The 24,021-nt window shown below is 67.9% G+C and carries 23 protein-coding genes and 1 pseudogene; 11 read left to right on the top strand and 13 right to left on the bottom strand.

What is annotated here, in order from left to right; all coding sequences use genetic code 11:
• Positions 1-23 precede the first annotated feature (23 nt).
• Together QO259_RS19890 and hemC are read right to left on the bottom strand one after the other, a co-directional pair.
• Positions 24-770, bottom strand: a complete 747-nt coding sequence (locus tag QO259_RS19890) for a uroporphyrinogen-III synthase (RefSeq protein WP_353057310.1) — start codon at positions 768-770, stop codon at positions 24-26.
• The gene (hemC, locus tag QO259_RS19885) at positions 770-1,711 is read right to left on the bottom strand and encodes a hydroxymethylbilane synthase (protein ID WP_285951312.1); all 942 of its coding nucleotides are present in this window, start codon (positions 1,709-1,711) and stop codon (positions 770-772) included. Before hemC ends, QO259_RS19890 begins: the two co-directional genes overlap by 1 nt.
• A 280-nt stretch (positions 1,712-1,991) precedes the next feature.
• On the opposite strand from hemC, the gene argH reads away from it, so the two are divergent.
• From argH to QO259_RS19840, 9 genes and pseudogenes are all read left to right on the top strand, one after another.
• Positions 1,992-3,404 (top strand): argininosuccinate lyase, encoded by a 1,413-nt coding sequence (argH, locus tag QO259_RS19880; RefSeq protein ID WP_035476140.1) that lies wholly within the window; start codon positions 1,992-1,994, stop codon positions 3,402-3,404.
• Positions 3,394-3,498 (top strand): annotated as a pseudogene (lptM, locus tag QO259_RS20415) (LPS translocon maturation chaperone LptM); the annotation flags it as partial. The gene argH and the pseudogene lptM, both read left to right, overlap by 11 nt.
• A gap of 143 nt (positions 3,499-3,641) precedes the next feature.
• Positions 3,642-4,904 carry a diaminopimelate decarboxylase gene (gene lysA, locus QO259_RS19870; RefSeq protein ID WP_285951310.1) on the top strand — a complete coding sequence of 421 codons (1,263 nt, stop codon included), beginning with the start codon at positions 3,642-3,644 and terminating at the stop codon, positions 4,902-4,904.
• The gene (gene dapF / locus QO259_RS19865; protein ID WP_285951309.1) at positions 4,904-5,737 is read left to right on the top strand and encodes a diaminopimelate epimerase; all 834 of its coding nucleotides are present in this window, start codon (positions 4,904-4,906) and stop codon (positions 5,735-5,737) included. Before lysA ends, dapF begins: the two co-directional genes overlap by 1 nt.
• 131 nt (positions 5,738-5,868) lie before the next feature.
• Positions 5,869-6,609: a DUF484 family protein gene (locus tag QO259_RS19860; RefSeq protein ID WP_285951308.1), complete on the top strand. Its 741-nt coding sequence runs from the start codon at positions 5,869-5,871 to the stop codon at positions 6,607-6,609.
• Positions 6,593-7,495, top strand: coding sequence for a tyrosine recombinase XerC (locus QO259_RS19855; protein WP_285951307.1), 903 nt, complete (start codon positions 6,593-6,595; stop codon positions 7,493-7,495). Before QO259_RS19860 ends, QO259_RS19855 begins: the two co-directional genes overlap by 17 nt.
• Before the next feature lie 5 nt (positions 7,496-7,500).
• On the top strand, positions 7,501-8,232 hold the full coding sequence (locus QO259_RS19850) for an HAD family hydrolase (protein ID WP_207036261.1): 732 nt from the start codon (positions 7,501-7,503) through the stop codon (positions 8,230-8,232).
• A gap of 110 nt (positions 8,233-8,342) precedes the next feature.
• Entirely contained in the window at positions 8,343-8,672 is a 330-nt protein-coding gene (locus QO259_RS19845; protein WP_285951306.1) for a type II toxin-antitoxin system PrlF family antitoxin, read from the top strand.
• Positions 8,656-9,165, top strand: coding sequence for a type II toxin-antitoxin system YhaV family toxin (locus QO259_RS19840; protein WP_285951305.1), 510 nt, complete (start codon positions 8,656-8,658; stop codon positions 9,163-9,165). Before QO259_RS19845 ends, QO259_RS19840 begins: the two co-directional genes overlap by 17 nt.
• Positions 9,166-9,213: 48 nt before the next feature.
• Here QO259_RS19840 and yihA read toward each other — a convergent pair whose 3' ends face one another.
• Positions 9,214-9,840: a ribosome biogenesis GTP-binding protein YihA/YsxC gene (gene yihA, locus QO259_RS19835; protein WP_285951304.1), complete on the bottom strand. Its 627-nt coding sequence runs from the start codon at positions 9,838-9,840 to the stop codon at positions 9,214-9,216.
• Between the two features lie 282 nt (positions 9,841-10,122).
• On the opposite strand from yihA, the gene QO259_RS19830 reads away from it, so the two are divergent.
• Positions 10,123-10,761, top strand: a complete 639-nt coding sequence (locus QO259_RS19830; RefSeq protein WP_035476132.1) for a thiol:disulfide interchange protein DsbA/DsbL — start codon at positions 10,123-10,125, stop codon at positions 10,759-10,761.
• Positions 10,762-10,765: 4 nt separating this feature from the next.
• Positions 10,766-11,596, top strand: a complete 831-nt coding sequence (locus tag QO259_RS19825; protein WP_285951303.1) for an endonuclease/exonuclease/phosphatase family protein — start codon at positions 10,766-10,768, stop codon at positions 11,594-11,596.
• Between the two features lie 168 nt (positions 11,597-11,764).
• On the opposite strand, the gene nuoN is transcribed toward QO259_RS19825, so the two are convergent.
• The 10 genes from nuoN to nuoE form a co-directional block, all read right to left on the bottom strand.
• On the bottom strand, positions 11,765-13,219 hold the full coding sequence (gene nuoN, locus QO259_RS19820; RefSeq protein ID WP_285951302.1) for an NADH-quinone oxidoreductase subunit NuoN: 1,455 nt from the start codon (positions 13,217-13,219) through the stop codon (positions 11,765-11,767).
• Positions 13,219-14,745, bottom strand: coding sequence for an NADH-quinone oxidoreductase subunit M (nuoM, locus tag QO259_RS19815; RefSeq protein WP_285951301.1), 1,527 nt, complete (start codon positions 14,743-14,745; stop codon positions 13,219-13,221). The genes nuoN and nuoM overlap by 1 nt, the downstream gene beginning before the upstream one ends.
• 90 nt (positions 14,746-14,835) lie before the next feature.
• Entirely contained in the window at positions 14,836-16,701 is a 1,866-nt protein-coding gene (gene nuoL / locus QO259_RS19810; RefSeq protein ID WP_285951300.1) for an NADH-quinone oxidoreductase subunit L, read from the bottom strand.
• Positions 16,698-17,006, bottom strand: coding sequence for an NADH-quinone oxidoreductase subunit NuoK (gene nuoK, locus QO259_RS19805; protein WP_035476129.1), 309 nt, complete (start codon positions 17,004-17,006; stop codon positions 16,698-16,700). The genes nuoL and nuoK overlap by 4 nt, the downstream gene beginning before the upstream one ends.
• A complete protein-coding gene (gene nuoJ, locus QO259_RS19800; protein ID WP_035476128.1) occupies positions 17,003-17,647 on the bottom strand; it encodes an NADH-quinone oxidoreductase subunit J in 645 nt (214 codons plus the stop codon). Before nuoJ ends, nuoK begins: the two co-directional genes overlap by 4 nt.
• 151 nt (positions 17,648-17,798) lie before the next feature.
• Complete coding sequence (gene nuoI / locus QO259_RS19795) at positions 17,799-18,347, bottom strand: NADH-quinone oxidoreductase subunit NuoI (protein WP_035476127.1); 549 nt, start codon at positions 18,345-18,347, stop codon at positions 17,799-17,801.
• A gap of 12 nt (positions 18,348-18,359) precedes the next feature.
• Positions 18,360-19,343: an NADH-quinone oxidoreductase subunit NuoH gene (gene nuoH, locus QO259_RS19790; RefSeq protein ID WP_285951299.1), complete on the bottom strand. Its 984-nt coding sequence runs from the start codon at positions 19,341-19,343 to the stop codon at positions 18,360-18,362.
• Positions 19,340-22,126: an NADH-quinone oxidoreductase subunit NuoG gene (gene nuoG, locus QO259_RS19785; RefSeq protein ID WP_285951298.1), complete on the bottom strand. Its 2,787-nt coding sequence runs from the start codon at positions 22,124-22,126 to the stop codon at positions 19,340-19,342. The genes nuoH and nuoG overlap by 4 nt, the downstream gene beginning before the upstream one ends.
• A gap of 15 nt (positions 22,127-22,141) precedes the next feature.
• Positions 22,142-23,482 (bottom strand): NADH-quinone oxidoreductase subunit NuoF, encoded by a 1,341-nt coding sequence (gene nuoF / locus QO259_RS19780; protein WP_285951297.1) that lies wholly within the window; start codon positions 23,480-23,482, stop codon positions 22,142-22,144.
• Between the two features lie 31 nt (positions 23,483-23,513).
• Positions 23,514-24,017 (bottom strand): NADH-quinone oxidoreductase subunit NuoE, encoded by a 504-nt coding sequence (gene nuoE, locus QO259_RS19775; RefSeq protein WP_285951296.1) that lies wholly within the window; start codon positions 24,015-24,017, stop codon positions 23,514-23,516.
• Between the last annotated feature and the right edge of the window lie 4 nt (positions 24,018-24,021).

Raw genomic sequence — 24,021 nt, 5'->3', positions numbered from 1 at the left:
CCGGCACCGCCGAGCGCACGAGGTCAGCTCGCGCGCAGCGCAGTCACCGCCGCTGCCAGCGCCTCCGGCGCAGGCCCGGACGCCACGTGAAGCGAGCCGAATCCCAGCTGTCTCGCCAGTGTAGCCAACCGTCCACTCGAGACGATTAGCGGTTGGTTCAACGCTATCGGGCCACACCCGGTGGCCAGATGTTGCAATATTTCACCGCTGGTCACCACCAGCGCCGCATAGTCGCCCTGGGCCAGCCAGGTCGCCGCCGGGGGTGCCGGCGGGCGGTAGCGGCGGCGATAGAGCGTCAGCGTGTCGAGCAGCGCGCCGCGCGCCGTCAGCTGTTCAGCCAGCACCTCGCGCCCGCCCTCGCCGCGGGTCAGCAGCAGGCGCTTGCCTGCCACCGCCCGCAGCGACGGCGCCTCGAGCAACCCCTCACTATGCTCGCCGGCCCCCGTCGGGGGCAGCACGCAGGGCACCCCCAGCTCTTGATATAGCGTCGCCGCGGTGGCCTGGCCCACTGCATAGAAGCGTAGCCGCTGGGGTAGCTGCGGCCAGTATGACCCAATCGCCTCGGCCAGAGATACGCCCGCCTGCGGGCTCACCACGATGATGCCTTGAAAAGCGTCGAGGTCGAGCACCAGCGCCCGCGCGGCGGGCGACAGCGCCACCGGCTCGAACGCCAGCACATCCAGCGCCACCGGCTCGCAGCCGGCCGCGCGCAGCGCCTGCGCCAGCACCGCGCCACGCTCACCGGGACGCGTGATCAGGACCCGTGTCATCAGCCGTTACCGTAGACCTCGGCCAGAATGTCGCCGGCGCCCTGCTCCAGCAGTGACTCGGCGATACGAATCCCCAGCGCTTCCGGCTCCATCGCCGAGCCGCGCCCCTCGGCGCGCAGCACCTGCGAGCCATCCGGATGCCCGACCAGCCCGCGCAGCCACAGGGTGTCGCCATCGTTCTCGAGCACCGCGTAGCCGCCGATCGGCACCTGACAGCCGCCGTCGAGACGCGTGTTCATGGCGCGCTCGGCGCGCACCCGGGTCGCCGTGGGGCCGTGATCCAGAGCCGCCAGCAGCGCCACCAGCTCGGCGTCGTCGTGGCGGCACTCGATGCCCAGTGCGCCCTGACCGCAGGCGGGCAGGCTCTCCTCCGGCGACAGCTCGGCGGTGATCCGCTCGCCCAGCTGCAGCCGCTGGAGACCGGCGGTGGCCAAAATGATCGCCTCGAAATCACCGGCATCCAGCTTACCCAGCCGGGTCTGGACATTGCCGCGCAGTGGCAGCACTTCCAGATCCGGACGCCGCGCCGCCACCTGCAGCCCACGGCGCAGGCTGGACGTGCCCACCCGCGCCCCCTGGGGCAAGGCATCAACGCTCGCGTAGGTATTGGAGACGAAGGCGTCGGTCGGCGCCCCGCTCTCGAGAATCACCGACAGCCCCAGGCCATCGGGGAAGTGCATCGGCACGTCCTTCATCGAGTGCACGGCGAGATCGGCGCGACCGTCGAGCATCGCCTCCTCCAGCTCCTTGACGAACAGCGCCTTGCCGCCGATCTTGGCCAGCGGCGTGTCGAGGATCTTGTCGCCACGGGTGGAGAGCGGCACCAGCTCGATCTCCAGATGCGGGTGCTGCTGCGCCAGTAGCGCCTTGACGTGTTCGGCCTGCCATAGCGCCAGCGCACTCTTGCGGGTGGCGATTCTCAATCTGTTAGCGTCGAGCACGCGGGTCTCCGAAGTCTGGGGCACGGGGGCAAAGACCACCCGCCGCGGGGTGTACGTTCGTCGGCACGAATCTTGTAGGCATGATAAAGCAGTCACCCGGCCAGGAAAAATCACGCTCCCTCGACCTGGTAGCGGCCGCGCTCGCCCCCGTCCCACGCGGCCGCGACTCTGGTACACTCCAGACAGCGTTTCGCCGGCCCGCGCGCGCCATGCGCGACCCGCGATCACACCCGGCCACCCGGCACCCACACCCGGTCAACCTAGGCAGAGTTCGTATTCGATGACGCAGGCAACCAACCAATCCTGGGGCGGACGTTTCAGCGAGCCCACCGACGCATTCGTCGCCGCCTTCACCGCTTCGATCTCCTTCGACAAGCGGCTCTATCATCACGACATCCGCGGCTCCGTGGCCCACGCCACCATGCTGGCCCGGGTCGGCGTGCTGACCGAGGCGGAGCGTGATCGCATCATTCAGGGCCTGGGCGAGATCGAAGCCGAGATCGAACGCGGCGAGATCGAATGGTCGGTCGACCTGGAAGACATCCACATGAACGTGGAAGCGCGGCTCACCGACAAGATCGGCATCACCGGCAAGAAGCTCCACACCGGGCGCTCGCGCAACGACCAGATCGCCACCGACATCCGCCTCTACCTGCGCGACGAGATCGACGCCGTGGCGGCGGAGCTGGCGCGCCTGCGCCGCGGCCTGATCGAGCTCGCCGAAGCCGAGGCCGATACCATCATGCCCGGCTTCACCCACCTGCAGACCGCGCAGCCGGTGACCTTCGGCCACCATCTGCTGGCGTGGCAGGAGATGCTGGCGCGCGATCACGAGCGCCTCTTCGACTGCCGCAAGCGGGTCAACGTGCTGCCGCTGGGCGCCGCCGCCCTGGCCGGCACCACCTACCCGATCGACCGCCACGTCACCGCCGAGCTGCTGGGCTTCGAGCGCCCGGCGGAGAACTCGCTGGACGCGGTCAGCGATCGCGACTTCGCGATCGAGTTCACCGCCTTCGCCAGCATCCTGTTGATGCATCTGTCGCGCATGAGCGAAGAGATGGTGCTGTGGGCCAGCGCCCAGTTCGACTTCGTCGACCTGCCCGACCGCTTCTGCACCGGCTCCTCGATCATGCCGCAGAAGAAGAACCCCGACGTACCCGAGCTGGTGCGCGGCAAGACCGGTCGCGTCTACGGCCACCTGATGAGCCTGCTGACGCTGATGAAGTCGCAGCCGCTGGCCTACAACAAGGACAATCAGGAGGACAAGGAGCCGCTGTTCGACACCCTCGACACGGTCAAGGGCTGCCTGCGCGCCTTCGCCGACATGGCGCCGGCGCTGCGCGCCAAGCGCGCCAACATGCTCGAGGCGGCGCGCCGCGGCTTCTCCACCGCCACCGATCTGGCCGACTATCTGGTGCGCGCCGGCGTGGCCTTCCGCGATGCCCACGAGATCGTCGGCAAGGCGGTGGCCTACGGCATCGAGTCGGGCAAGGATCTCTCCGAGATGTCCCTCGACGAGCTCCAGCGCTTCTCCGACACCATCGGCGCGGACGTCTTCGAGGTGCTGACCCTGGAGGGCTCGGTGGCGGCGCGCAACCATATCGGCGGCACCGCTCCGGACCAGGTGCGCGCCGCGGCCAGCCGCGCCCGCGCGGCCCTCGACGCGCTTCAGGAGGCCCCGCATGTCGCGTAATCTGCTTCTCGTTGCCCTGCTCGCCCTGACCGGGCTGGCGGTGGCCGGCTGCGGCCAGAAAGGCCCGCTCTATCTGCCCGACAACGATCAGGCAGCCAAGACCTACGACCCCCAGGGCGCCCACGCCGAGGCACAGTCGGGTGATGCCGCAGCGCGCAGCGACGGCGCCAAGGCCCAGCCGCAGCCGCAGCCGCAGCCCGAGACTCGGTCCCAGGAACCCCAGGCGGAGACAATGCCTTGACGTTCGAAGCTTTTCCCCGGCATGACGGCGAACTGTACGCCGAAGCGGTCCCGCTGGCGCAGATCGCCGCCGACTACGGCACGCCCTGCTACGTCTACTCGCGCGCCGCGTTGACCCGACAGTTCCGCGCCTACAGCGACGCCCTGGGCGATATGCCACATCTGGTCTGCTATGCGTTGAAGACCAACTCCAACCTGGCGGTGATCGACCTGCTGGCGCGCCTCGGCGCCGGCTTCGACATCGTCTCCCAGGGCGAGCTGGAGCGCGTCCTGGCCGCCGGCGGCGATCCGGCCAAAGTGGTCTTCTCCGGTGTCGCCAAGCAGGCCGACGAGATGGCGCGGGCGCTGGAGGTCGGCATCAAGTGCTTCAACGTCGAATCGCGCCCGGAGCTCGAGCGTCTCGAGCGTGTCGCCGCCGAGCGCGGCCAGGTGGCCAACGTCTCGATCCGGGTCAACCCGGACGTCGACGCCGGCACCCACCCCTACATCTCCACCGGGCTCAAGGACAACAAGTTCGGCGTCGCCGCCGACGAGGTGCTCGATCTCTATACCTGGGCGGCCGAGCGCGAGCATCTCAAGGTCGTGGGGGTGGACTGCCACATCGGCTCCCAGCTCACCGAGCTCTCGCCCTTCCTGGATGCCCTCGACCGCCTGCTGGCACTGGTCGACCGCCTCGCCGAGCGCGGCATCGTGCTCGAACATCTCGATCTGGGCGGCGGCCTCGGCGTGGTCTACCAGGACGAAGTGCCGCCGCCGGCCGAGGCGCTGGTGGCCGCGGTGCGCGAGCGCCTGGCCGGGCGCGAGCTGACCCTGATCTTCGAACCGGGCCGCTCGATCGCCGCCAATGCCGGCGTACTGCTGACCCGGGTCGAGTACCTCAAGCCGGGCGAGAGCAAGAACTTCGCCATCGTCGATGCCGGCATGAACGACATGATCCGCCCCTCGCTCTATCAGGCGTGGCAGCGTATCGAGGCGGTCGACACCCGCACGCCGCGCCCCAGCGCCTGCTACGACGTGGTCGGCCCGGTGTGCGAAAGCGGCGACTTCCTGGGCAAGTCGCGCGAGCTGGCGGTGGCCGAAGGCGACCTGCTGGTGGTGCACGCCGCCGGCGCCTACGGTTTCGTCATGGCCTCGAACTACAACAGCCGCGGCCGCCCGCCGGAGGTGCTGGTGGATGGCGAGAGTTGCCACCTGGTGCGCCAGCGCGAGTCGCTGGCGTCACTCTGGGCGCTGGAGTCGCGGCTGCCGGAGACGTCGTGATGCTGTTGAATTTCACCAAGATGCACGGTCTCGGCAACGACTTCATGGTGGTCGACCTGATCAGCCAGCGCGCCTACCTGCGCGACGAGCAGATCCGCCGTCTCGCCGACCGCCACTTCGGGATCGGCTTCGACCAGCTGCTGCTGGTGGAGCCGCCGCGCCAGCCCGACATGGATTTCCGCTACCGTATCTTCAATGCCGACGGCGGTGAGGTGGAGAACTGCGGTAACGGCGCGCGCTGTTTCGCCCGCTTCGTGATCGACCAGCGCCTGACCCACAAGCGCGAGCTGCGCGTCGAGACCCTGGGCGGACCGCTGACGCTCAAGGTCGACTCCGATGGCCGGGTGCGGGTGGACATGGGCGCGCCGCGCTTCACTCCGTCCGCCGTGCCGTTCAGCGCCGAGCACGACGCCCCGCTGCATGAGCTTCAGGTCGAGGACCAGACGCTGACGCTGAGCGTCGCCTCGATGGGCAACCCGCACGCGGTGATCGAGGTCGAGGACGTCGACAGCGCCCCGGTGGAGACGCTCGGCCCGGCGCTGCAGCGCCACCCGAGCTTTCCGCGTCAGGTCAATGTCGGCTTCATGCAGATCGAGTCGCCCCACGCCATTCGCCTGCGCGTCTTCGAGCGCGGCGCCGGCGAGACCCTGGCCTGCGGTACCGGCGCCTGCGCGGCGGTGGCCTGCGGCATCCGCCGTGGCGTGCTCGCGAGCCCGGTCGAGGTGACCCTGCGCGGCGGAAACCTGACCCTGGAGTGGGCCGGGGGCGACGCGCCGATGATCATGACCGGCCCGGCCGAGCGGGTCTTCGAAGGGCGCGTGCCGCTGAGCTGAGCGCGCCCGCGGCGTCGCCACCAGCGTGACGCCGACACCATAACAACGATGGGACAACCACCGGTGGGCGCGGGTGCCGCCACGACGGCGCCCCGCCCCGCGCCCACCCGGGACGACAGGAGAACAGCCGCATGTCACGTGTCCAGGTCCCCGAGCCGCGCCAGACGCTCGACCCCGACCGGGTCGCCGAGTGGCTGGCCCAGCACACCGACTTCTTCGTCGGGCGCGAGGGGCTGCTGCAGCAACTCAAGGTGCCGCATCCGCATATCCCTGGCGCCGTCTCGCTGCTCGAACGCCTGGTGGCCGACCTGCGCCAGCGCGCCGAGAGCGCCGAGTGGCGGCTGGAGAACCTGCTCGAGTCGGCGCGCTACAACGAGGCGCAGTACCGGCGCACCCGCGAGCTGGTGCTGGGACTGATCGAGGCCGAGGATGCCGACGCCCTGGCCGAAGCGCTGTCGACCCAGCTCGCCGAGCGCTTCCGCACCCAGGCCATCGGGCTGTGGCTGGAGGCCGCGCCGGACTGCCACGCCACGCCCCGCGATGCGCGCCAGTGGCAGCCGCCGCGCTTTCGCCTCGATGCCGAGGCGCGCCGGCGTCTGGAACTGCTGCTCAACGAGCAGAGCAGCCGCTGCACCACGCTCTCCAGCGCCGACTGGGGGCACCTGTTGCCCCACTGCCAGGCCCCGGAGAGCGCCGGCTCCTGCGCCATCACCCGGCTCACCCAGGGCGAGACGCTGGGCTTTCTGATCCTGGCCAGCCACGACAGCGAGCATTTCCGGGCCACTCTCGACACCCTTTTCACCGAGTATCTCGGCGAGGTAGTCAGCCGTCTGCTCAAACGCGCCGAGCGCCCCCATGCAGGCGACGCTTGACGCCTTTCTGGCGCGCCTGGCCCGGCGCGCCAGCCCGGCCACGCTCGACGCCTACCGGCGCGACGTGACCCAGCTCGCAACCTGGCTCGAGACCCAGGGCATCGCTACCTGGCAGGCGCTCGATGTCGCTCTGGTGCGCCGCTACCTGGCCCACGAGCGCACCCGCGGGCTGGCGCCGCGCACCCTGGCCCGGCGCCGCGCGGCGCTATCGCGCTTCGCCGACTTCCTGGTCAGCCAGGGCGAGCTCGACCACAACCCGGTCAAGCTGACCCAGGCGCCGCGCCAGCCGCGCCATCTGCCCAGCCCGGTCGATGTCGACCTGCTCGGTCGCTTTCTCGACACGCCCCACGACGGCGATCCGCTGGCCATCCGCGATCAGGCCATGCTCGAACTCTTCTACGCCTGCGGGCTGCGCCTGGCGGAGCTGGCGGGGCTCGATCTGGACGCCCTCGACGCACGCCACGTGCGCGTACTGGGCAAGGGCGGCAAGCCGCGTCAAGTGCCGGTCGGGCGCCGCGCGGCAGCGGCCATCCACGACTGGCTGGGGATACGCAGCACGCTCGCCGGCGACGGCGAACGCGCGCTGTTCGTGGCCCAGCACGGCGGCCGGCTCGGCCACCGTGCGATCCAGAGCCGGCTGGCCGAGTGCGCCAAGCGCCGCGGCCTGCCCGAACATCTGCACCCGCACCGCCTGCGCCACTCCTTCGCCAGCCATCTGCTCGAATCGAGCCAGGACCTGCGCGCGGTGCAGGAGCTGCTGGGACACGCCAATCTCTCGACCACCCAGATCTACACCCGGCTCGACTGGCAGCAGCTCGCCGAGGTCTACGATCAAGCCCACCCGCGTGCCCGGCGCAAGCCGGGTGCCCCCCACGACGAAACCTGATCGCCATGCCGCTCGACGCCATCACCTTCGATCTCGACGACACTCTGTGGCACAACGGGCCGGTCATGGCCCATGCCGAACCCACCCACTACGCCTGGCTGCTGGAGCAGATCGACGCCCGCCCGCAGGCCGACGGCCGGCGCCTGGCGGAGACCTTTCCGCTGGAGGCCTACCAGCAGGTGCGTCAGCGCTTGATGCAGCGCTTTCCGCTCAGCCGCGGCGACCACAGCTGGATCCGCGAGCGCGCCATGCTCGAGCTTTTGCGCGAGCACGGCCTGCCCGAGGCGGAGGCAGAGCGCTGGGCCGCCGCCGGCTTCGAGCGCTTCATGCAGCTGCGCCATGCGGTGGAGCCATTCCCGGAAGTGGTGCCGATGTTCGAGGCTTGGGCGCGGCGCTACCGCCTGGGAGTGATCACCAACGGCAACGTCGACGTGCGCCGCCTGGCGCTGGGCGACTATTTCGACGTGATCATCCTGGCCGGCGAGATGCACGCCCCCAAGCCCGACACCCGCCCGTTTCTCACCGCCATGGCGCGTCTCGGCACCCAGCCGCACCGGGCACTGCACGTGGGCGACCATTGGCAGGAAGACGTGCTCGCGGCGCAGCGCCTGGGCATGCATGCGGTATGGATCGATGCCAAGCAGGAGGGAGAGCGCGAATTACCCCCGCGGGTGACGCGGATCACCCACGTCAGGGAGCTACCAGCGGTGGTCGAACGGATTGATCGAGAGGCATAACGGGTGAGGCGGTGCATCGCCCGCTCAATGGAACTCAGCCTTGTCTCGACAATGCAAACGCATTACCTTGTCACACCATGCACGCATCGTTCTGGAAAGGGGGCACCAACATGTCTATCGAAGCCGACTCTACCTTGACGGACCGCTTCCAGACGACGGTACCGGCCTCGGTCCGACAAGCGTTGAAGCTCAAGCGCCGCGACCGAATCCACTATTCGATTCGTGGCAACGGGGAAGTCGTACTGACCCGCGCCGAGGAACCGGCAGCGGCCGATCCCGTGATCACCAGCTTTCTGGCGTTCCTGGAGCGCGACATGCAGGCGCACCCAGAAAATCTGCACGCCCTGACGGCCGCCAGCGTGGCACGGGCCCAGCAGCTGACGGCGGATATCGACGTCGATCTCGACGAAAGGCTGCCAGAGGATGACGATGACCTCTGAGCCGCTGGTCATCAACGGATGGACGCTTCTAGCGCATCCGCTGTTCCTGGATCAGGTCGCTACGCTCACCGCACGCGTCGAGCGACTGGCAGCCAAGGATCCCACCGGCTACCGCAGCAGGCCAGCCACCAAACGCCTGGCGGCTATCATCAAACTGACGACTCACGATATCCCTCAGGACCCTGCTGGGGACCACTATCGGCAAGGCAAGACGCTGGGGTCTGAATATACCCACTGGCGCCGCGCCAAGTTCTATCAGCAGTATCGACTCTTCTTTCGCTACGACCTCGCCAGTCGCATCATCGTCTATGCATGGGTCAACGATGAAACCGCCAAGCGGGCGTTCGACAGCAAGAGCGATGCGTACGTCACCTTTAGCCGCATGCTCGATAGCGGCAATCCACCCGACAGCTGGCAAACATTACAGCAAGCCGCCCTGGCCCAGGCCGATCGCGCGACGCTATTGCTGAACAAGCCAGACGACCCGGACTGATTGCGCCCTTGCCCGCCTGCACCCGGGGCCAGCGACCCGAAGCAAGCGTTACCGTGCCTCCCCGCTCAGCCAGCGATCCATCACCGCGTAGGTCTGGTCGAGGCCCTGGCGCTTGAGCGCTGAGAACAGCTGCACGCTGACCAGATCCTCCCACTCGGCGAGCTGACGCTTGACCTGATGCAGCGACGCCTTCGCCGGCCCCTGCTTCAGCTTGTCGGCCTTGGTCAGCAGGATATGCACCGGCAGTTCACGGGCATCGGCCAGCTCCAGCAGCTGGATGTCGAAGTCGCTCAGCGGGTGGCGCACGTCCATCAGCAGAATCAGGCCGGCGAGGCCGCTGCGCCTTTTCAGATAATCGGCGAGATGCGACTGCCACTCTTTCTTCATCGCCTCGGGCACCTTGGCGTAGCCGTAGCCGGGCAGGTCCACCAGGCGCAGAGTGTCACCGTTCTCCAGACCGAAGAAGTTGATCAGCTGGGTCCGACCCGGGGTCTTGGAGGTCCGCGCCAGCGCATTCTGCTGGGTGAGCGCGTTGATCGCGCTCGACTTGCCGGCGTTGGAGCGCCCGGCAAAGGCGATCTCGACGCCATCGTCCGGCGGGCACAGCGCCAGCTTGGGGGCGCTGATCAGAAAGCGGGCCGTCTGGTAGTTGCGGCGCGGGGGCGTCGAGGTCATGGCAAGGGCTCTGCGGGCGGGCGTGATCGGTCGCGCGCAGTGTATCACGCCTGTGCCACCGGCGAATGCGGCATCAATATGTGGCGCGCCGAGCCTCTCCCCGGCTGTGCCGCTCTACTTTTCCCTGTCATTCTGGCAGGCTACCCTCAGTGACATGAGGAGACGTCGGCCGCGATGGGCAGGGAACCTCCTCCTCCCCGGGTGCTCAAACCCGAGTAGCTCGTCGCCGCAACGACCCCGCGTCGAGACGTCCGTTTTCGATCCATCAGGAGCAGTACACGCATGATCAAGTCGCTTGTGGCGCTAATGGCAGGTCTCACCTTCTCCGGCGCCGTGATGGCCGCCGGCATCGTCGAAGGCAAGGATTATCAGGTCATCGATCAGCCGATGAAGTCCGAGGCCCCGGCGGACAAGATCGAAGTCACCGAGGTGTTCTGGTACGGCTGCCCGCACTGCTATGCGCTGGAGAAGCCGCTCAACGAGTGGGTCGCCACCCTCCCCGACGACGTCGAGTTCGACCGCATGGCGGCACCGCTGGGCAAGGTGTGGGAGCAGCATGCCAAGGCCTTCTACGCCGCCAAGTCGCTGGGTATCGAGCACGAGATGCGCCAGGACTTCATGGATGCGATCCACAAGCAGGGCAAGCGCCTGACCGACGAGGATGACATCGCCGAGTTCTTCACCCACTATGGGGTGACCAAGGAGCAGGCGCTCAAGGCGCTAGACTCCTTCGGCGTCAAGAGCCAGATCCAGCAGGCGGTGGCCAAGATGCGCTCGTATCAGCTGATGGGCGTGCCCGACCTGATCGTCGATAACCACTATGTGGTGACCCCGGACTCCGCCGGCTCGCTCGAGAACATGCCGAAAATCGCCAGCGCGCTGATCGAGAAGGTGCGCGAGGAGCGCCAGGAGGCCAAGTGACACCATGTCCGTAGCCGCCTCGACGCCCGCCAGCGAGATCGCGCCGACACTGAAGCTGCTGACCTGCAATCTGCAGGTCGGCATTCACACCTCGGCCTACCACCACTATGTGACCCGCAGCTGGCAGCACCTGCTGCCGCACCCCAAGCGCAGTTCGCGCCTGGACCGGGTCGCCGGCGCGCTGGCCGGTTTCGATATCGTCGGCCTGCAAGAGGTCGACGGCGGCAGCTTCCGCTCCAGCCACGTCAATCAGGTCGAGTATCTGGCCCGGCGCTCGGCCTTCGAGTACCACTTCCAGCAGCTCAACCGCAATCTGGGGCGAGTGGCCCAGCACAGCAACGGCCTGCTCTCGCGCCTTTCGCCCACGCATATCGACGAACACCGCCTGCCCGGGATGCGCGGCCGTGGCGCCATCCACGCCCGCTACGGCAGCGGCCCCGATGCGCTGCACGTATTCGTCGCCCATCTCGCCCTGAGCCAGCGTGGGCGTGCGCGCCAGCTCGACTATCTCGGTGAGATCATTCGCCCGCTGCGCCACGTGGTGGTGATGGGCGATCTCAACTGCACGCCCGAGCAGCTGCAGAGCCATGCCCGTTTCTGCCACGCCCTCGAGCTCGAACCGCTCAAGCCGCTGCCGAGCTATCCCGCCTGGCAGCCGCGACGCGCGCTCGACCACATCCTGCTGTCGGCCTCGCTCAAGCCGGAAGGTTCGCGGGTGCTCGACGCCATGTTCTCGGATCACCTACCGGTCGCCGTAGATGTCCACCTGCCCGCCGCCTGCCGCGTCAGCATCGGCCTGTCACGTCACGAACGGCGCCACGACGACCCTGCCTGAGCGCTACCTTTGCCATCCCTGGCAAAGGACCCTCGCTTTGCCCTGCCCCCGGCGCCCCAAGTCAGCGGGTTTGGAAATGCTCGATTTATTCGTCTGAACCGCTGACCGCCCAAGAAAAAGCGCCTCCGAAGAGGCGCTTTGGCGTGGGTGCGAGAACAGCGCGTGGCGTCAGTAGGCGCTGTTGCCGGCGATCCAGTGAACCCAGTCGATCATCGGCGTGGGGTAGAGCCCCAGCAGGATCACCAGCGTGGCCACCCCGAGCACCACCATGCCGCCGGCGCGTTCGGCCCAGTCGTGGGTGGCATCGCGGCTCTGCATGCCCGGCTCGTGCAGGAACAGCGTCACCATCACCCGCAGGTAGTAGTAGAGCCCAATGGCACTGCCCAGCACCACGGCACCGACCAGCCACCAGCGATGCGCCTCCACCCCCACCGCAATGATGTAGAACTTGCCGATGAAGCCGGCGGTGAAGGGAATCCCCGCCAGCGACAGCATCGACACGGTCATCACCGCGGTCAGGTAGGGGCGGCGCCAGAACAGGCCACGGTAGTGGTGCAGCGGGCTGGCATCGGCGCTACCCCCGGTGGGCGTGTAGGGGCTGGAGACCAGCGTGACCACACCGAAGGCGCCCAGCGTAGTGATCACGTAGGTCACCAGATAGACCCCCACCGTCTCCACCGCCAGGCCCTGGTTGACCACCAGCGCCACCAGCAGATAGCCGAAATGGGCGATCGAGGAGTAGCCGAGCAGCCGCTTGAGGTCGTTCTGGGTCAGCGCCAGAAGGTTGCCCACCAGCATGGTCACCACGGCGATGAACCCGAGCAGGTCGTGCCACCAGTTCTCGTGCAGCGCCAGCGCCGACTGGAACAGCCGCAGCAGGACCAGGAACACCGCCACCTTGCTCGCGGTGGCGAGGAAGGTGGTCGCCGGCCCCGGCCCGCCCTGATAGACGTCCGGCGTCCACAGGTGGAACGGCACGATCGACAGCTTGAACGCCAGTCCCACCAGCAGCAGCCCGGCGCCGGCCAAGAGCCAGGGATCGCTGCCCTGGGTCGCCAGCGCCTGGCCCAGAGCGTCGAAGTCGAGGGTGCCGGTCATGGCATAGAGCAGCGCCATGCCGAAGAGCAGAAAGGCGGTGGCCGCCGCCGACAGCACCATATACTTGATGCCACTCTCCAGCGCACCGCGGTCGCGCAGGGTGTAGGCGAGCATCCCGAACAGCGGCATCGACAACAGCTCGATGCCGAAGAACAGCGTCGCCATGTGGCGCGCCGAGACCAGCACCAGGCCTCCGGCGGCTGCGCTCGTCAGCAGCAGGTAGAACTCGTCTCGTGGCCCCTCGTAGCCCTCCAGATAGTGGTGCGCCAGGGTCACGCAGGCGAGCGTCGACATCAGCACCAGCACGCCACCGAAACGTGCCAGGTCGTCCACCACCAGCAGATCGGTGACCGCCACCGTACCCTGGGACCAGCCGAACAGCAGCGCCAGCAGCGCCGCGTTGAGACCGACCGCGGTGAGTATCGCGCTCAGCGCATGGTGCCGCCGCCAGGCGATCGAGAGCATCACCACGATGACGGTGAGACAGACCAGAATCAGCGGAGAGATCGCCATCAGCGCCGCCATCATTGTGCACCTCCCATCATCGCACCGGCTTGCTGAAAGCTCTGCTGCACCACCTGCATCGCCCCGGCCGAGGTCTCCAGCATGGGCTGCGGATAGACCCCGAAGAAGATCACCAGCGCCACGATGCCGAACAGCAGCGCCAGCTCACGTCGATCCAGCCCGCCCAGCGAGCTCTCCTCCTGGGGTGGCCCGTAGTAGACCCGCTGCATGATGAACAGCGAGTAGATCGCGGCCAGAATCAGCCCGACGCTGGCGATCGCCACGGTCCAGGGGGCGACACCGAAGCTGCCGAACATGACCATGAACTCGCCGACGAAGTTGGCGGTACCCGGCAGCCCCAGCGAAGCGGCGACGAATACCAGGGCGAAGCCCGGCAATCCACGGATGCGCCCCCAGAGCCCACCCATCTGACGCATGTCGCGGGTGTGCAGGCGCTCGTAGAGCTGGCCGGAGAGAATGAACAGGCCGGCGGCGGAGAAGGCGTGGGCCACCATCAACGCGACCACGCCCTGCAGCGCCAGCTCGGTGCCGGCGTAGATACCGATCAGCACGAAGCCCATGTGGGAGATACTGGTGTAGGCGATCAGGCGCTTCAGATCCTGCTGGCCGCAGGCCAGGATGGCGCCGTAGAAGATGCCGATCAGCCCCAGCGTCATCGCCACCGGCGCGAACGCCTGCGACGCTTCGGGGAACAGCGGCAGAGCGAAGCGCAGCATGCCGTAGGCCGCCGTCTTGAGCAGGATACCGGCGAGGTCGACGCTACCCGCGGTGGGCGCCTGGGCGTGGGCATCGGGCAGCCAGCCGTGCAGCGGCACCACCGGCAGCTTGACCGCGAAGGCGACGAAGAAGCCGAGCATCAGCCACCACGCCACCTGCGGGTCCATCGGCGTGTTCAGCAGGTCACCGTAGGAGAAGGTGTAGACCCCGGTGGCCGCGTGGTGGACGAACACCAGCCCGAGGATCGCGATCAGCATCATCAGGCCGCTGGCCTGGGTGTAGATGAAGAACTTGGTCGCCGCCCCGATGCGCGAACTCCCCTTGGAGCCACTGTGGCCCCACAGCGCAATCAGGAAGTACATCGGCACCAGCATCATTTCCCAGAACAGGAAGAACAGGAACAGGTCGATGGAGAGGAATACCCCGACCACACCGCCCAGGATCCACAACAGGTTGAGGTGGAAGAAACCGACCCGGCGCACGATCTCGTTCCACGAGCAGACCACCGCCATCGCCCCGAGCAGCCCGGTCAGCGCGATCATCAGCAGCGACAGCCCGTCCAGCGCCAGATGCAGCTTGATCCCGAAGCGCGGGATCCAGTTAGCCTGCCACTCCAGCACCCAGGCGTGGGTAGCGCCCTGGGCGGGCAGCGGGAAGTCACTCCCGGCCCAGATCCCGAGCACCATCACCAGCTCCAGGAGCATGGTAGCCAGCGCGATCCAGCGCGGTGCCCGGTCGCCGAAGCGTTCGGCCTGCCAGCACAGCAGCCCGCCGATGAAAGGGATCAGAATCAGCCAGACCAGAATCATGAATCAGCCACCCGCGATGATGTGAAAAGCGTCGTTCGAGCGTTCACCGCCAAACGTCCCGTCTCTCTTGCTTGCTGCGCGCGCATCGCCTCACCCCACCAGCAGATAGACGAGCAGCAGCGTGGCGCCGAGCACCATCGACACCGCATAGTGGCGCAGTCGCCCGGTCTGGGTCAGGCGCAGCCCGTCATGCGAGAGCCGCGCCAGCCACGGCAGCAGATTGCACAGCGAGTTGATCCAGTCGCCGCGGTTGAGCCGCACCAGACCGCGATAGGGGCGTACGAACAGCCAGTCGTAGAGCGCATCGAAACCCCAGGCGTTGTGCCAGAAGTGCCACAGCCAGGCGCCGCGGGGGTCGGCCACGCCACGCCGGACTAGATCGCGCCGGCGCCGGAACAGCCACAGCGCCAGCAGTACACCGCCCACCGACACCGCCATGGCCACCAGTTCGAGCACATGCGCGCCGCCACCTTCGGTATTCGGACCGGCCGGCAATACGTTGCTCAGCGGCGGGGTCAACTGGGCGCCGAGCGCGGTCGACATCACGATCAACACCACCAGCGGGATGCCATGGACCAGCCCCTTGTCGGCGCGCGCCTCGCGGGCATGATCGCTCTTGGGCTGACCGTGGAAGGTACCCAGGATCAGACGCACGGTGTAGATCGAGGTAAGCAGCGCGCCGAACACCCCCGCCAGCATCAGCACCCAGTGTCCGGCGCCCAGCGCCGAGACCAGGATCGCGTCCTTGCTGTAGAAGCCGGCGGTCACCAGCGGCAGCGCCGCCAGCGCTGCCCCGCCGACCACGAAGCCGGCGTAGGTGAGCGGCAGCTTGCGCCACAGCCCGCCGAGCCGGCGCATGTCCTGCTCGTGATGGGTGCATATGATCACCGAACCGGCGGAGAGGAACAGCAGTGCCTTGAAGAAGGCGTGGATCATCAGGTGGAAGATCGCCGCGCTGTAGGCGCCCACGCCCAGCGCCAGGAACATGTAGCCGATCTGGCTCATGGTCGAGTAGGCCAGCACGCGCTTGATGTCGGTCTGGGCCAGCGCCGCGAAACCGGCGAGCGTCAGCGTCAGCGCGCCGACCACCCCGACCAGCAGCAGCACGTCCGGGGCCAGCTCGAACAGCCCGTGGGTACGCGCGATCAGATAGACCCCGGCGGTGACCATGGTCGCCGCGTGGATCAGCGCCGACACCGGGGTGGGGCCGGCCATGGCGTCGGCGAGCCAGGTTTGCAGCGGCAGCTGGGCCGACTTGCCCACCGCACCGCCGAGCAGCATCAGCGCGGTCAACTGAGCCATCGGGTCGCCCTGGACCCACAGCTCCGGCGCCCGAACCAGCAGCGTCTGCAGGTTGAGCGAGCCGAGCTGGACGAACAGCAGGAACATGCCGATAGCGAGGAAGACATCGCCGGTGCGGGTGATCACGAACGCCTTGAACGCCGCCCAACCGTTGGCCGGGGTGCGGTAGTAGTAGCCGATCAGCAGATAGCTGCAAAGCCCCACGCCCTCCCAGCCGAAGTAGAGCAGCAGCAGGTTGTCGCCCAGCACCAGCAGGATCATGCTGAACACGAACAGGTTCATGTGACAGAAGAAGCGCGTCACACCGTCCTCGCCGCGCATGTACCAGGCGGCGAAGAGGTGGATGAGGAAGCCGACCCCGGTGATCACCCCGAGCAGGGTCAGCGACAGGCCGTCGAGCATCAGCCCCACGGTGGGCTGGAAGTCACCCACCGAGATCCAGTGCCACAGGGTCAGCGTGTGCGCCGCCTGGCCATGGTCGTAGAAGTCGAGGCCCACACCCAGGGTGCAGAGCGCGGCCAGCCCGATCGAGACCACCCCCACCGTGGCGCTGGCGCGCTCGCTCAGGCGCCCGAAGGAGAGCGCCAGGATGACCCCGCCCAGCAGCGGGAAGAGAAAGGTGCCCGTCAGCAATACGTCTGTGAAGTGGTTCATCCGCGCAACCTGCTCGCCGCATCGATATCGAGAGTCTTGAAGCGCCGGTAGAGCTGCATCAGCAGCGCCAGCCCCACGCTCGCTTCCGCCGCCGCCAGGGTGATCACCATCAAGAACATCACCTGGCCATCGGCCTGGTGCCAGTGGGTGCCACCGACGATGAACGCCAGCCCCGCGGCGTTCATCATGATCTCCAGGCTCATCAGCACGAACAGCATGTTGCGCCGCGTCATCAGTCCGGCCAGCCCCAGCACGAACAGAATCGCCGCCAGTAGCAGGCCATGCTCCATGGGTATGCCGCTCATGCCCCTCTCCCCTGTCGATCTGCCGTCTCGTCGCCGGCCGCCGCGCCGGGCCGTGCGCCAGCCGCTGCGCTGCGGGGCGCGCTGTTGGCCGCGGCCATCTTGTCGGCCCGCTCGCGCTGGCGTTCGCGCGCCAGATCCGCTTCATCGTGGGCCTCGCTGCGCCCCAGGTGCGAGGCGGCCACCAGCGCCGCCAGCAGCAGCATCGCAGCCAGCTCGACCACCACCAGGTAGGGGCCGAACAGCGTGATGCCGACCATCTTGGCGGTCAGCGTCTCGCCGCTGATGGTGCCGTCATAGGCGCCACGGGCCAGGGTCACCACCATCACCACCAGCAGTACCCCGGCGAGTACCGCCGGCCCCACCCACAGCCTGGGCGCGAGCCAGGCGCGCTCCTGCTCTACCGCCGACTCGCCCAGGTTGAGCATCATCACCACGAACACGAACAGCACCATGATCGCGCCGGCATAGACGATGATCTCGAGCGCCCCGGCGAAGGGCGCGCCCAGGGCGAAGAACACCATCGCCACGCTGATTAGCGACACGATCAGATAGAGCAGCGCGTGGACCGGATGGGTTCCGGTGACCACACGCAAGGTCGCGAGTATCGCGACCAGACCGCTCAAGTAAAACGCGAGTTGCATGACTTTCTCCCCGACAAACTGGCTCCCCGACCCGCTGGCCGGTCGACTGGCTACCCGACGCTCGCCCGCCCCGCAGCGTTGTGCTCAGCGGCGCCGGCGCGACTCGCCACGCCCACCACCGGCCGACGCACGGCAGCGCGTGGACAACGCCTCACGGCAGCAGCGACTTGACGTCGATCGGCTCGGCCTCGTTCTGCGCCTGCCCCTTGTCCTTGCCTGCGATGGACAGCCCGGCGACACGGTAGAAGTTGGTGTTGTGATCCTTGCCCGGTCCGTCGATCAGCAGATCCTGCTTCTCGTAGACCAGCTCCTGACGTCTGAACTCGCTCATCTCGAAGTCCGGCGTCAGCTGGATCGCCGAGGTCGGACACGCCTCCTCGCACATGCCGCAGAAGATGCAGCGCGAGAAGTTGATGCGGAAGAACTCTGGGTACCAGCGGCCATCGTCACGTTCGCCCTTCTGCAACGAAATACACGCCACCGGGCAGGCCACCGCACACAGGTTGCAGGCGACACAGCGCTCCTCGCCATCGGGGTCGCGGGTGAGCACGATGCGCCCACGGTAGCGCGGCGGCAGATAGACCTGCTCCTCGGGGTACGACAGCGTCTCGCGCTTGCGCCAGGCGTGGCTGAACACCATCCACAGGGTGCGCAGCTGCGTGCCGGTACCGGTGACGATCTTCTTGATCTGACTCAGCATGAGCTCCCTCCCTTATGCGCTCGGGTCGATGAGCAGAATCATCGCCCCGGTAACCAGCAGATTGATCAGCGTCAGCGGCAGGCAGACCTTCCAGCCGAAGCTCATCACCTTGTCGTAGCGCGGCCGTGGCAGCGCCGCGCGCAGCAGCACGAACAGCACGACGAAGAACACCGTCTTGAGCAGGAACCAGACGATCGGCGGCAGCAGCGGGCCGTGCCAGCCGCCGAAGAACAGCGTCACCAGCAGCGCCGAGATCAGCACGATGCCGATGTACTCGCCGACGAAGAACATGCCCCACTTCATCCCCGAATACTCGATGTGGTAGCCGTCGGCCAGCTCCTGCTCCGCCTCCGGCTGATCGAACGGATGGCGGTGGGTGACCGCGATACCGGCGATGACGAAGGTACAGAAGCCGAAGAACTGCGGCACGATGAACCACAGGTTCTCCTGGGCGTTGACGATGTCGCGCATGTTGAACGAGCCGGTCATGGCGACGATGCCCATCAGCGCCAGGCCCATGAAGACCTCGTAGGAGAGCGTCTGCGCCGAGGCGCGCAACGCCCCCAGCAGGGCGTACTTGTTGCCGCTCGACCAGCCGGCGAAGAGCACCGCATAGACGTTGATGCCGGCCATGGCGAAGAAGAACAGGATGCCGATGTTGAGATCCGCCACGCCCCAGCTCGGGGTGATCGGGATCACCATGAACGACAGCAGCAGCGAGGCCATGGCGATCGCCGGCGCCAGCACGAAGAAGGTGCGATCGGCGAACGGCGGGATCCAGTCCTCCTTGAAGAAAATCTTGAGCATGTCGGCGGCGATCTGCAGAAGCCCGAAGGGGCCGACCCGGTTGGGGCCGTAGCGGTCCTGCCACAGCGCCAGCAGACGCCGCTCGATCATGCTCAGCAGCGCTCCGGAGACCACCACCACGAGCAGGATCACCACCGCCTGGATCATCGCGATCAGGCTCGCTTCGACCTGAGGTGTCCACCAGCTCATGCCTGCGCCCCCCCATCAGCGGCCGCGGTGTCGAGGGCGACACGCCCCCAGCCGAGCGTGGCCGGCAGCGCCCCCACCAGCGGCGCCAGCGTGCCCTGGGGCAGCGCCACCAGGCCCCGCGGCAGGTCACGCCCGAGACGCGCCGGCAACGTGATGCGGGTGTCGCCGAAGCTCACCGCCACCGGGTCGTCGGCGGCAATACCCAGCGCCTCGGCATCGGCGTCGTTGAGCGTCACCGCCGGCGGCGCCATGCGCGCCTGGATCGGTTCGGCCCGGCGCGAGGTCTCGTCGCCGCCGAACAGCTGCGGCAGCGCGATCATCTGCCACTCGCCGTCGCGCACGGCGAACGCCTCGGGGATCGCGTCACAGTAGCTCGCCTCGACGGTGGCATCAGCGTCACGGAACAGACGGATGCCCGGGTCGCCGGCGCGCAGATGGCCACCGATCTCGTCCTGGAACTTGTTCCACGCCTGCGGCGAGTTCCAACCCGGTGCCCAGGCGAACGGCACCTCGCGACGCGGTTCGCGGTAGCCGGCGTAACCCTCCATCGAGAACGCGAAGGGGGTATCCAGATCCACCGGCGCCCGCGGCTCGTTGACATCGAGGTTGGCACGCATGGCGGTGCGACCGCTGTAACGGTGCGGCTCGCGCGCCAGCTTGAGACCGTGGATGCGGAACTGGGCCTCGGGCATGGCGTGGTGCAGCGGGGCGAAGACCGCCGCCGCGCCGGCCACCGCCTCGGTGAGATCGTCGAACAGTACCGTGGTCATCGGCTGACGCTCGAGAGTCGCCTGCAGCGCGTGCAGCCAGCGCCAGCTCTCGCGGATGCGCGTGTCGGGGCGCAGGTAGCTAGGGTCGAAGACCTGATAGAAGCGCTGGGCACGGCCTTCCAGACTGACCAATGTGCCATCGCTCTCGGCGAAGGTGCCCGCCGGCAGGCCGATGTCGGCCTGCTCCCAGGTCGCGGTGCGCTGGTGGTCGATCACCACCAGCGCGCTGGCCCGGGACAGGGCGGCATCGATCCGCGCAGCCGGCAGCCGTGCGTAGAGATCATTCTCCAGGATCACCACGCCGTCGGCGTCGCCCTGCTCGAGCTGGGCCAGGGCCCAGTCGAGGGACTCGCCGCCGAGCAGGCCGAGGCCGACACTGTTGGCCTCGCGGCGCACCAGGGTCAGCCCGGCGCCGGCCTTCTGCCGCCGCGCCAGGGCCCGGGCCACGTTGCCCGCGGCCTCGATCACCGCCAGCGAGGCGAGCGCCTCGCCGGCGATCACCAGCGGCCGCTCGGCGGCCAGCAGCGCATCGGCGATCTCACCCACCAGCGCCTGGGTCGCGTCATCGAGCCCTTCGACCGCCGGTGCGGTGGGATCGAGGGCGTGGGCCACGGCGAAGCCCAGCCGCGCGATGTCGTCGGGTGCCGCACGCCGGGTACGGGTGGCGATGGCGTCGAGCTTGGTCGCTTCCGGCGTGGCCAGGAACAGCGGATGCGCCGCGTCCTGGGCGATGGTCTTGACCGCTTCGGCGTTCCACTCGGGGATACCGCGCTCGGCCCCCAGCTCGACGCCCTTGCCGCGCACCGCCTGGCGCACCGACAGCGCCAGCCGCGCAGCGCTCTGGAGCAGGTCCTCGCCGAGCACCAGCACCGCATCGCACGCCTCGATCTCGCGCAGGCTCGGGGTGGCCACGCCGCTGTCCCGATTGAGCGCCTGCATGCGCTGCAGGCGCTCGAGCTCGCCGGCCTCGATGCCAGTGGAGAAGCACTCCGCACCGACCAGCTCGCGCAGCCGGTGATTGCTCTCGAGACTGGCCCGCGGCGAGCCGATGCCGATCAGCCGCTTGGCACCGCGCAGCGCGTCGGCGGCGCGGTCGAGCGCCTCGTCGATCTCCATCAGCGTCACGCCCTGGGCGGCATCGCCGCGCTGGCTGCGCTGGAACAGCTCGGGCCGGGTCGGGCGATCCTTGCGGTTGACGTAGCCGTAGCCGAAGCGCCCGCGGTCGCACAGGAAGTAGCGATTGACGTCGCCGTTGTAGCGATTCTCGATGCGCCGAATATCGCCGTAGCGCTCACCAGGGCTGATGTTGCAGCCGCTGGCGCACTGGTGGCAGATGCTGGGGGCGAACTGCAGATCCCACTTGCGGGTGTAGTGATCGGAGTGGGTCTGGTCGGTGAACACCCCGGTCGGGCACACCTCGGTGAGGTTGCCGGAGAACTCGCTCTCCAGCGTGCCCTCTTCATAGCGCCCGAAATAGACGTTGTCGTGGGCCCCGAAGGCGCCGAGATCTTCGCCGCCGGCATAGTCCTGGTAGAAACGCACGCAGCGGTAGCAGGTGATGCAGCGGTTCATCTCGTGGGCGACGAAGGGCCCCAGGTACTGGTTGCGGTGGGTACGCTTCTTGAAGCGGTAGCGGCGCCGATCATGGCCGGTCATCACCGTCATGTCCTGCAGGTGGCAGTGGCCACCCTCCTCGCACACCGGGCAGTCGTGCGGGTGGTTGACCATCAGCCACTCGATCACCGTCTCGCGGAAGGCCTTGGCCTCGTCGTCGTCGATCGAGATGTAGGCGTCGTCCTTCACCGGCGCCATGCACGACATCACCAGCATGCCGCGGGTGTCATCGGCGTCCTTGTACTGCTTCACCGCACACTGGCGGCAGGCCCCCACGCTGCCCATCGCCGGATGCCAGCAGAAATAGGGGATGTCCAGGCCCAGCGAGAGGCAGGCGTGGAGCAGGTTGTCGCTGTCTTCGACCTCGTAGTCGTTGCCGTCGACATGAATGGTGGCCATAGCGTCACGCGCCTCCTAGATGCTGCCGACCGGAATCGGGTCCGCGTGCGCTTCGCCCCGGGGCCGGGTGATGCCGCGCTCGAACTCGTCACGGAAATAGTGGATCGCCGAGGAAAGCGGCATCGCCGCGCCTGGCGCATGAGCGCAGAAGGTCTTGCCGGGGCCCAGGTCCCGCGCCATCTGCTCGAGCAGCTCGATATCGCCGGGCTCGCCCGTGCCCGCCTCCAGCGCGCGCAGCAGCTTGACGCTCCACGGCAGGCCATCGCGGCACGGGGTGCACCAGCCGCAGGACTCGCGGGCGAAGAACTCCTCCAGATTGCGCGTCAGTGAGACCATGCTCTGGTCGTCGGCGACCACGGTGATCAAGCCGGTGCCGAGGCGGCTGCCGGTCTTGCCGATGGTGTCGAAATCGAGCGCCAGGTCGAGGTGCTCCGGCAGCAGAAAGCCGGTACTGCCGCCGCCGGGGAGCCAGCTCTTGAGCGTGAGACCATCGCGCATGCCGCCGGCGAGCTCGAACAGCTCACGCCCAGTGATGCCCATCGGCAGCTCCCACAGCCCCGGGCGCTGGACCTTGCCCGAGGCGCCGTAGAGCTTGGTGCCGCCGTCGCTGCTGCGCTCGCCGGAGAGCGCCTGGAACCAGTCGGCGCCGTGGTTGACGATGCCCGGCACGTTGCACAGGGTCTCGACGTTGTTGACCACGGTGGGCAGCCCCCAGGCGCCGGACTGCCCCGGGAAGGGCGGTTTGGCCCGCGGGTTGGCGCGCTTGCCTTCCAGCGAGTTGATCAGCGCGGTCTCTTCGCCGCAGATGTAGCGCCCGGCACCGGTGTGCAGGGCAATATCGAAGTCCCAGCCGCTGCCGCGCACATCGCTGCCCAGCCAGCCATCGGCGCGGGCGTCGTCGAGCGCCCGCAGGATCGAGGCGGCGGCGCGGTGGTACTCGCCGCGCAGGAAGATATAGCCTTGCTTCGAGCGGTTGGCATAGCCAGCCAGGATCATGCCTTCGATCAGCAGGTGCGGCTGCTGCTCCATCAGCAGGCGATCCTTGAAGGTGCCCGGCTCCATCTCGTCGGCGTTGCAGACGATATAGCCGCGCGGCACGTCATCGCCCTTGGCGGTCAGGCTCCACTTCATCCCGGCGGAGAAGCCGGCGCCACCGCGCCCGCGCAGGTTGGCGCCCTTGACTTCGGTGGTCAGGCTCTCGTAGGTGTGCTGCTCCAGCGCCTTGGTCACCGCGGCGTAGCCGCCGGTGTCGCGATACTCGGCGAACAGCACCGGGCTGGCGTCGTCGTGCAGGCGCCAGGTCAGCGGATGGGTCTCGGCACGGCGTTCGCTGGCCGGCTGCAGAATGCGGCTCATCTCGAATTCTCCCGCGTCTTGGGCATCGGGCTCATGCGTAGGCCTCCAGCAGCGCCGGCAGCGCCTCGGGGGTGACCGGGCCGTGCAGGTCCTCGCCGATCAAAAGCGTCGGCCCGCGGTCGCAGGCCCCGAGGCAGCACACCGGCAGCAGGGTGAAGCGCCCGTCCGCCGTGGTCTGGCCCATCTGGATGCCGAGGTGGTCGATCAGCGCGTCGCGCAGCTGCTCGTAGTCGGTGAGAAAGCACGAGCTGCTGTCGCAGATCAGGATCACGTGGCGCCCCACCGGCTGCCGGAAGATCAAGCTATAGAAGGTGGCCACGCCTTCGACGTCGGCGACCTTGATGCCCAGGGTCGCGGCGATCGCCGGGATCGCGCCGTCGGGTACGTAGCCGTGGCGCTTCTGCACGATCTTGAGCGCCTCGATGCTGGCCGCCTGCGGATAGGGGTAATGCGCACGCTCCTCGAGAATCGCCGCACGGTCGGCGGGGTCGAGAACGAAGGCGTCGCTGGCGATGGTGGCTGTGTTTTGCGTCATAACG

Origin of the sequence: Salinicola sp. JS01 (assembly GCF_030284585.1) — a bacterium.
In the GTDB taxonomy this organism is placed as follows: domain Bacteria; phylum Pseudomonadota; class Gammaproteobacteria; order Pseudomonadales; family Halomonadaceae; genus Salinicola.
The sequence above is the reverse complement of the archived record's forward strand: the minus strand, read 5'-3'. Positions and strand labels throughout refer to the sequence as shown.

Bases quoted from the DNA above. Each gene is read 5' to 3' on its own strand.
- QO259_RS19890 (WP_353057310.1), bottom strand. From the start codon at position 770: ATGACACGGGTCCTGATCACGCGTCCCGGTGAGCGTGGCGCGGTGCTG.
- argH (WP_035476140.1), top strand. From the start codon at position 1,992: ATGACGCAGGCAACCAACCAATCCTGGGGCGGACGTTTCAGCGAGCCC.
- dapF (WP_285951309.1), top strand. From the start codon at position 4,904: ATGCTGTTGAATTTCACCAAGATGCACGGTCTCGGCAACGACTTCATG.
- QO259_RS19860 (WP_285951308.1), top strand. From the start codon at position 5,869: ATGTCACGTGTCCAGGTCCCCGAGCCGCGCCAGACGCTCGACCCCGAC.
- QO259_RS19855 (WP_285951307.1), top strand. From the start codon at position 6,593: ATGCAGGCGACGCTTGACGCCTTTCTGGCGCGCCTGGCCCGGCGCGCC.
- QO259_RS19850 (WP_207036261.1), top strand. From the start codon at position 7,501: ATGCCGCTCGACGCCATCACCTTCGATCTCGACGACACTCTGTGGCAC.
- QO259_RS19845 (WP_285951306.1), top strand. From the start codon at position 8,343: ATGTCTATCGAAGCCGACTCTACCTTGACGGACCGCTTCCAGACGACG.
- QO259_RS19840 (WP_285951305.1), top strand. From the start codon at position 8,656: ATGACGATGACCTCTGAGCCGCTGGTCATCAACGGATGGACGCTTCTA.
- yihA (WP_285951304.1), bottom strand. From the start codon at position 9,840: ATGACCTCGACGCCCCCGCGCCGCAACTACCAGACGGCCCGCTTTCTG.
- QO259_RS19830 (WP_035476132.1), top strand. From the start codon at position 10,123: ATGATCAAGTCGCTTGTGGCGCTAATGGCAGGTCTCACCTTCTCCGGC.
- QO259_RS19825 (WP_285951303.1), top strand. From the start codon at position 10,766: ATGTCCGTAGCCGCCTCGACGCCCGCCAGCGAGATCGCGCCGACACTG.
- nuoN (WP_285951302.1), bottom strand. From the start codon at position 13,219: ATGGCGGCGCTGATGGCGATCTCTCCGCTGATTCTGGTCTGTCTCACC.
- nuoM (WP_285951301.1), bottom strand. From the start codon at position 14,745: ATGATTCTGGTCTGGCTGATTCTGATCCCTTTCATCGGCGGGCTGCTG.
- nuoL (WP_285951300.1), bottom strand. From the start codon at position 16,701: ATGAACCACTTCACAGACGTATTGCTGACGGGCACCTTTCTCTTCCCG.
- nuoK (WP_035476129.1), bottom strand. From the start codon at position 17,006: ATGAGCGGCATACCCATGGAGCATGGCCTGCTACTGGCGGCGATTCTG.
- nuoJ (WP_035476128.1), bottom strand. From the start codon at position 17,647: ATGCAACTCGCGTTTTACTTGAGCGGTCTGGTCGCGATACTCGCGACC.
- nuoI (WP_035476127.1), bottom strand. From the start codon at position 18,347: ATGCTGAGTCAGATCAAGAAGATCGTCACCGGTACCGGCACGCAGCTG.
- nuoH (WP_285951299.1), bottom strand. From the start codon at position 19,343: ATGAGCTGGTGGACACCTCAGGTCGAAGCGAGCCTGATCGCGATGATC.
- nuoG (WP_285951298.1), bottom strand. From the start codon at position 22,126: ATGGCCACCATTCATGTCGACGGCAACGACTACGAGGTCGAAGACAGC.
- nuoF (WP_285951297.1), bottom strand. From the start codon at position 23,482: ATGAGCCGCATTCTGCAGCCGGCCAGCGAACGCCGTGCCGAGACCCAT.
- nuoE (WP_285951296.1), bottom strand. From the start codon at position 24,017: ATGACGCAAAACACAGCCACCATCGCCAGCGACGCCTTCGTTCTCGAC.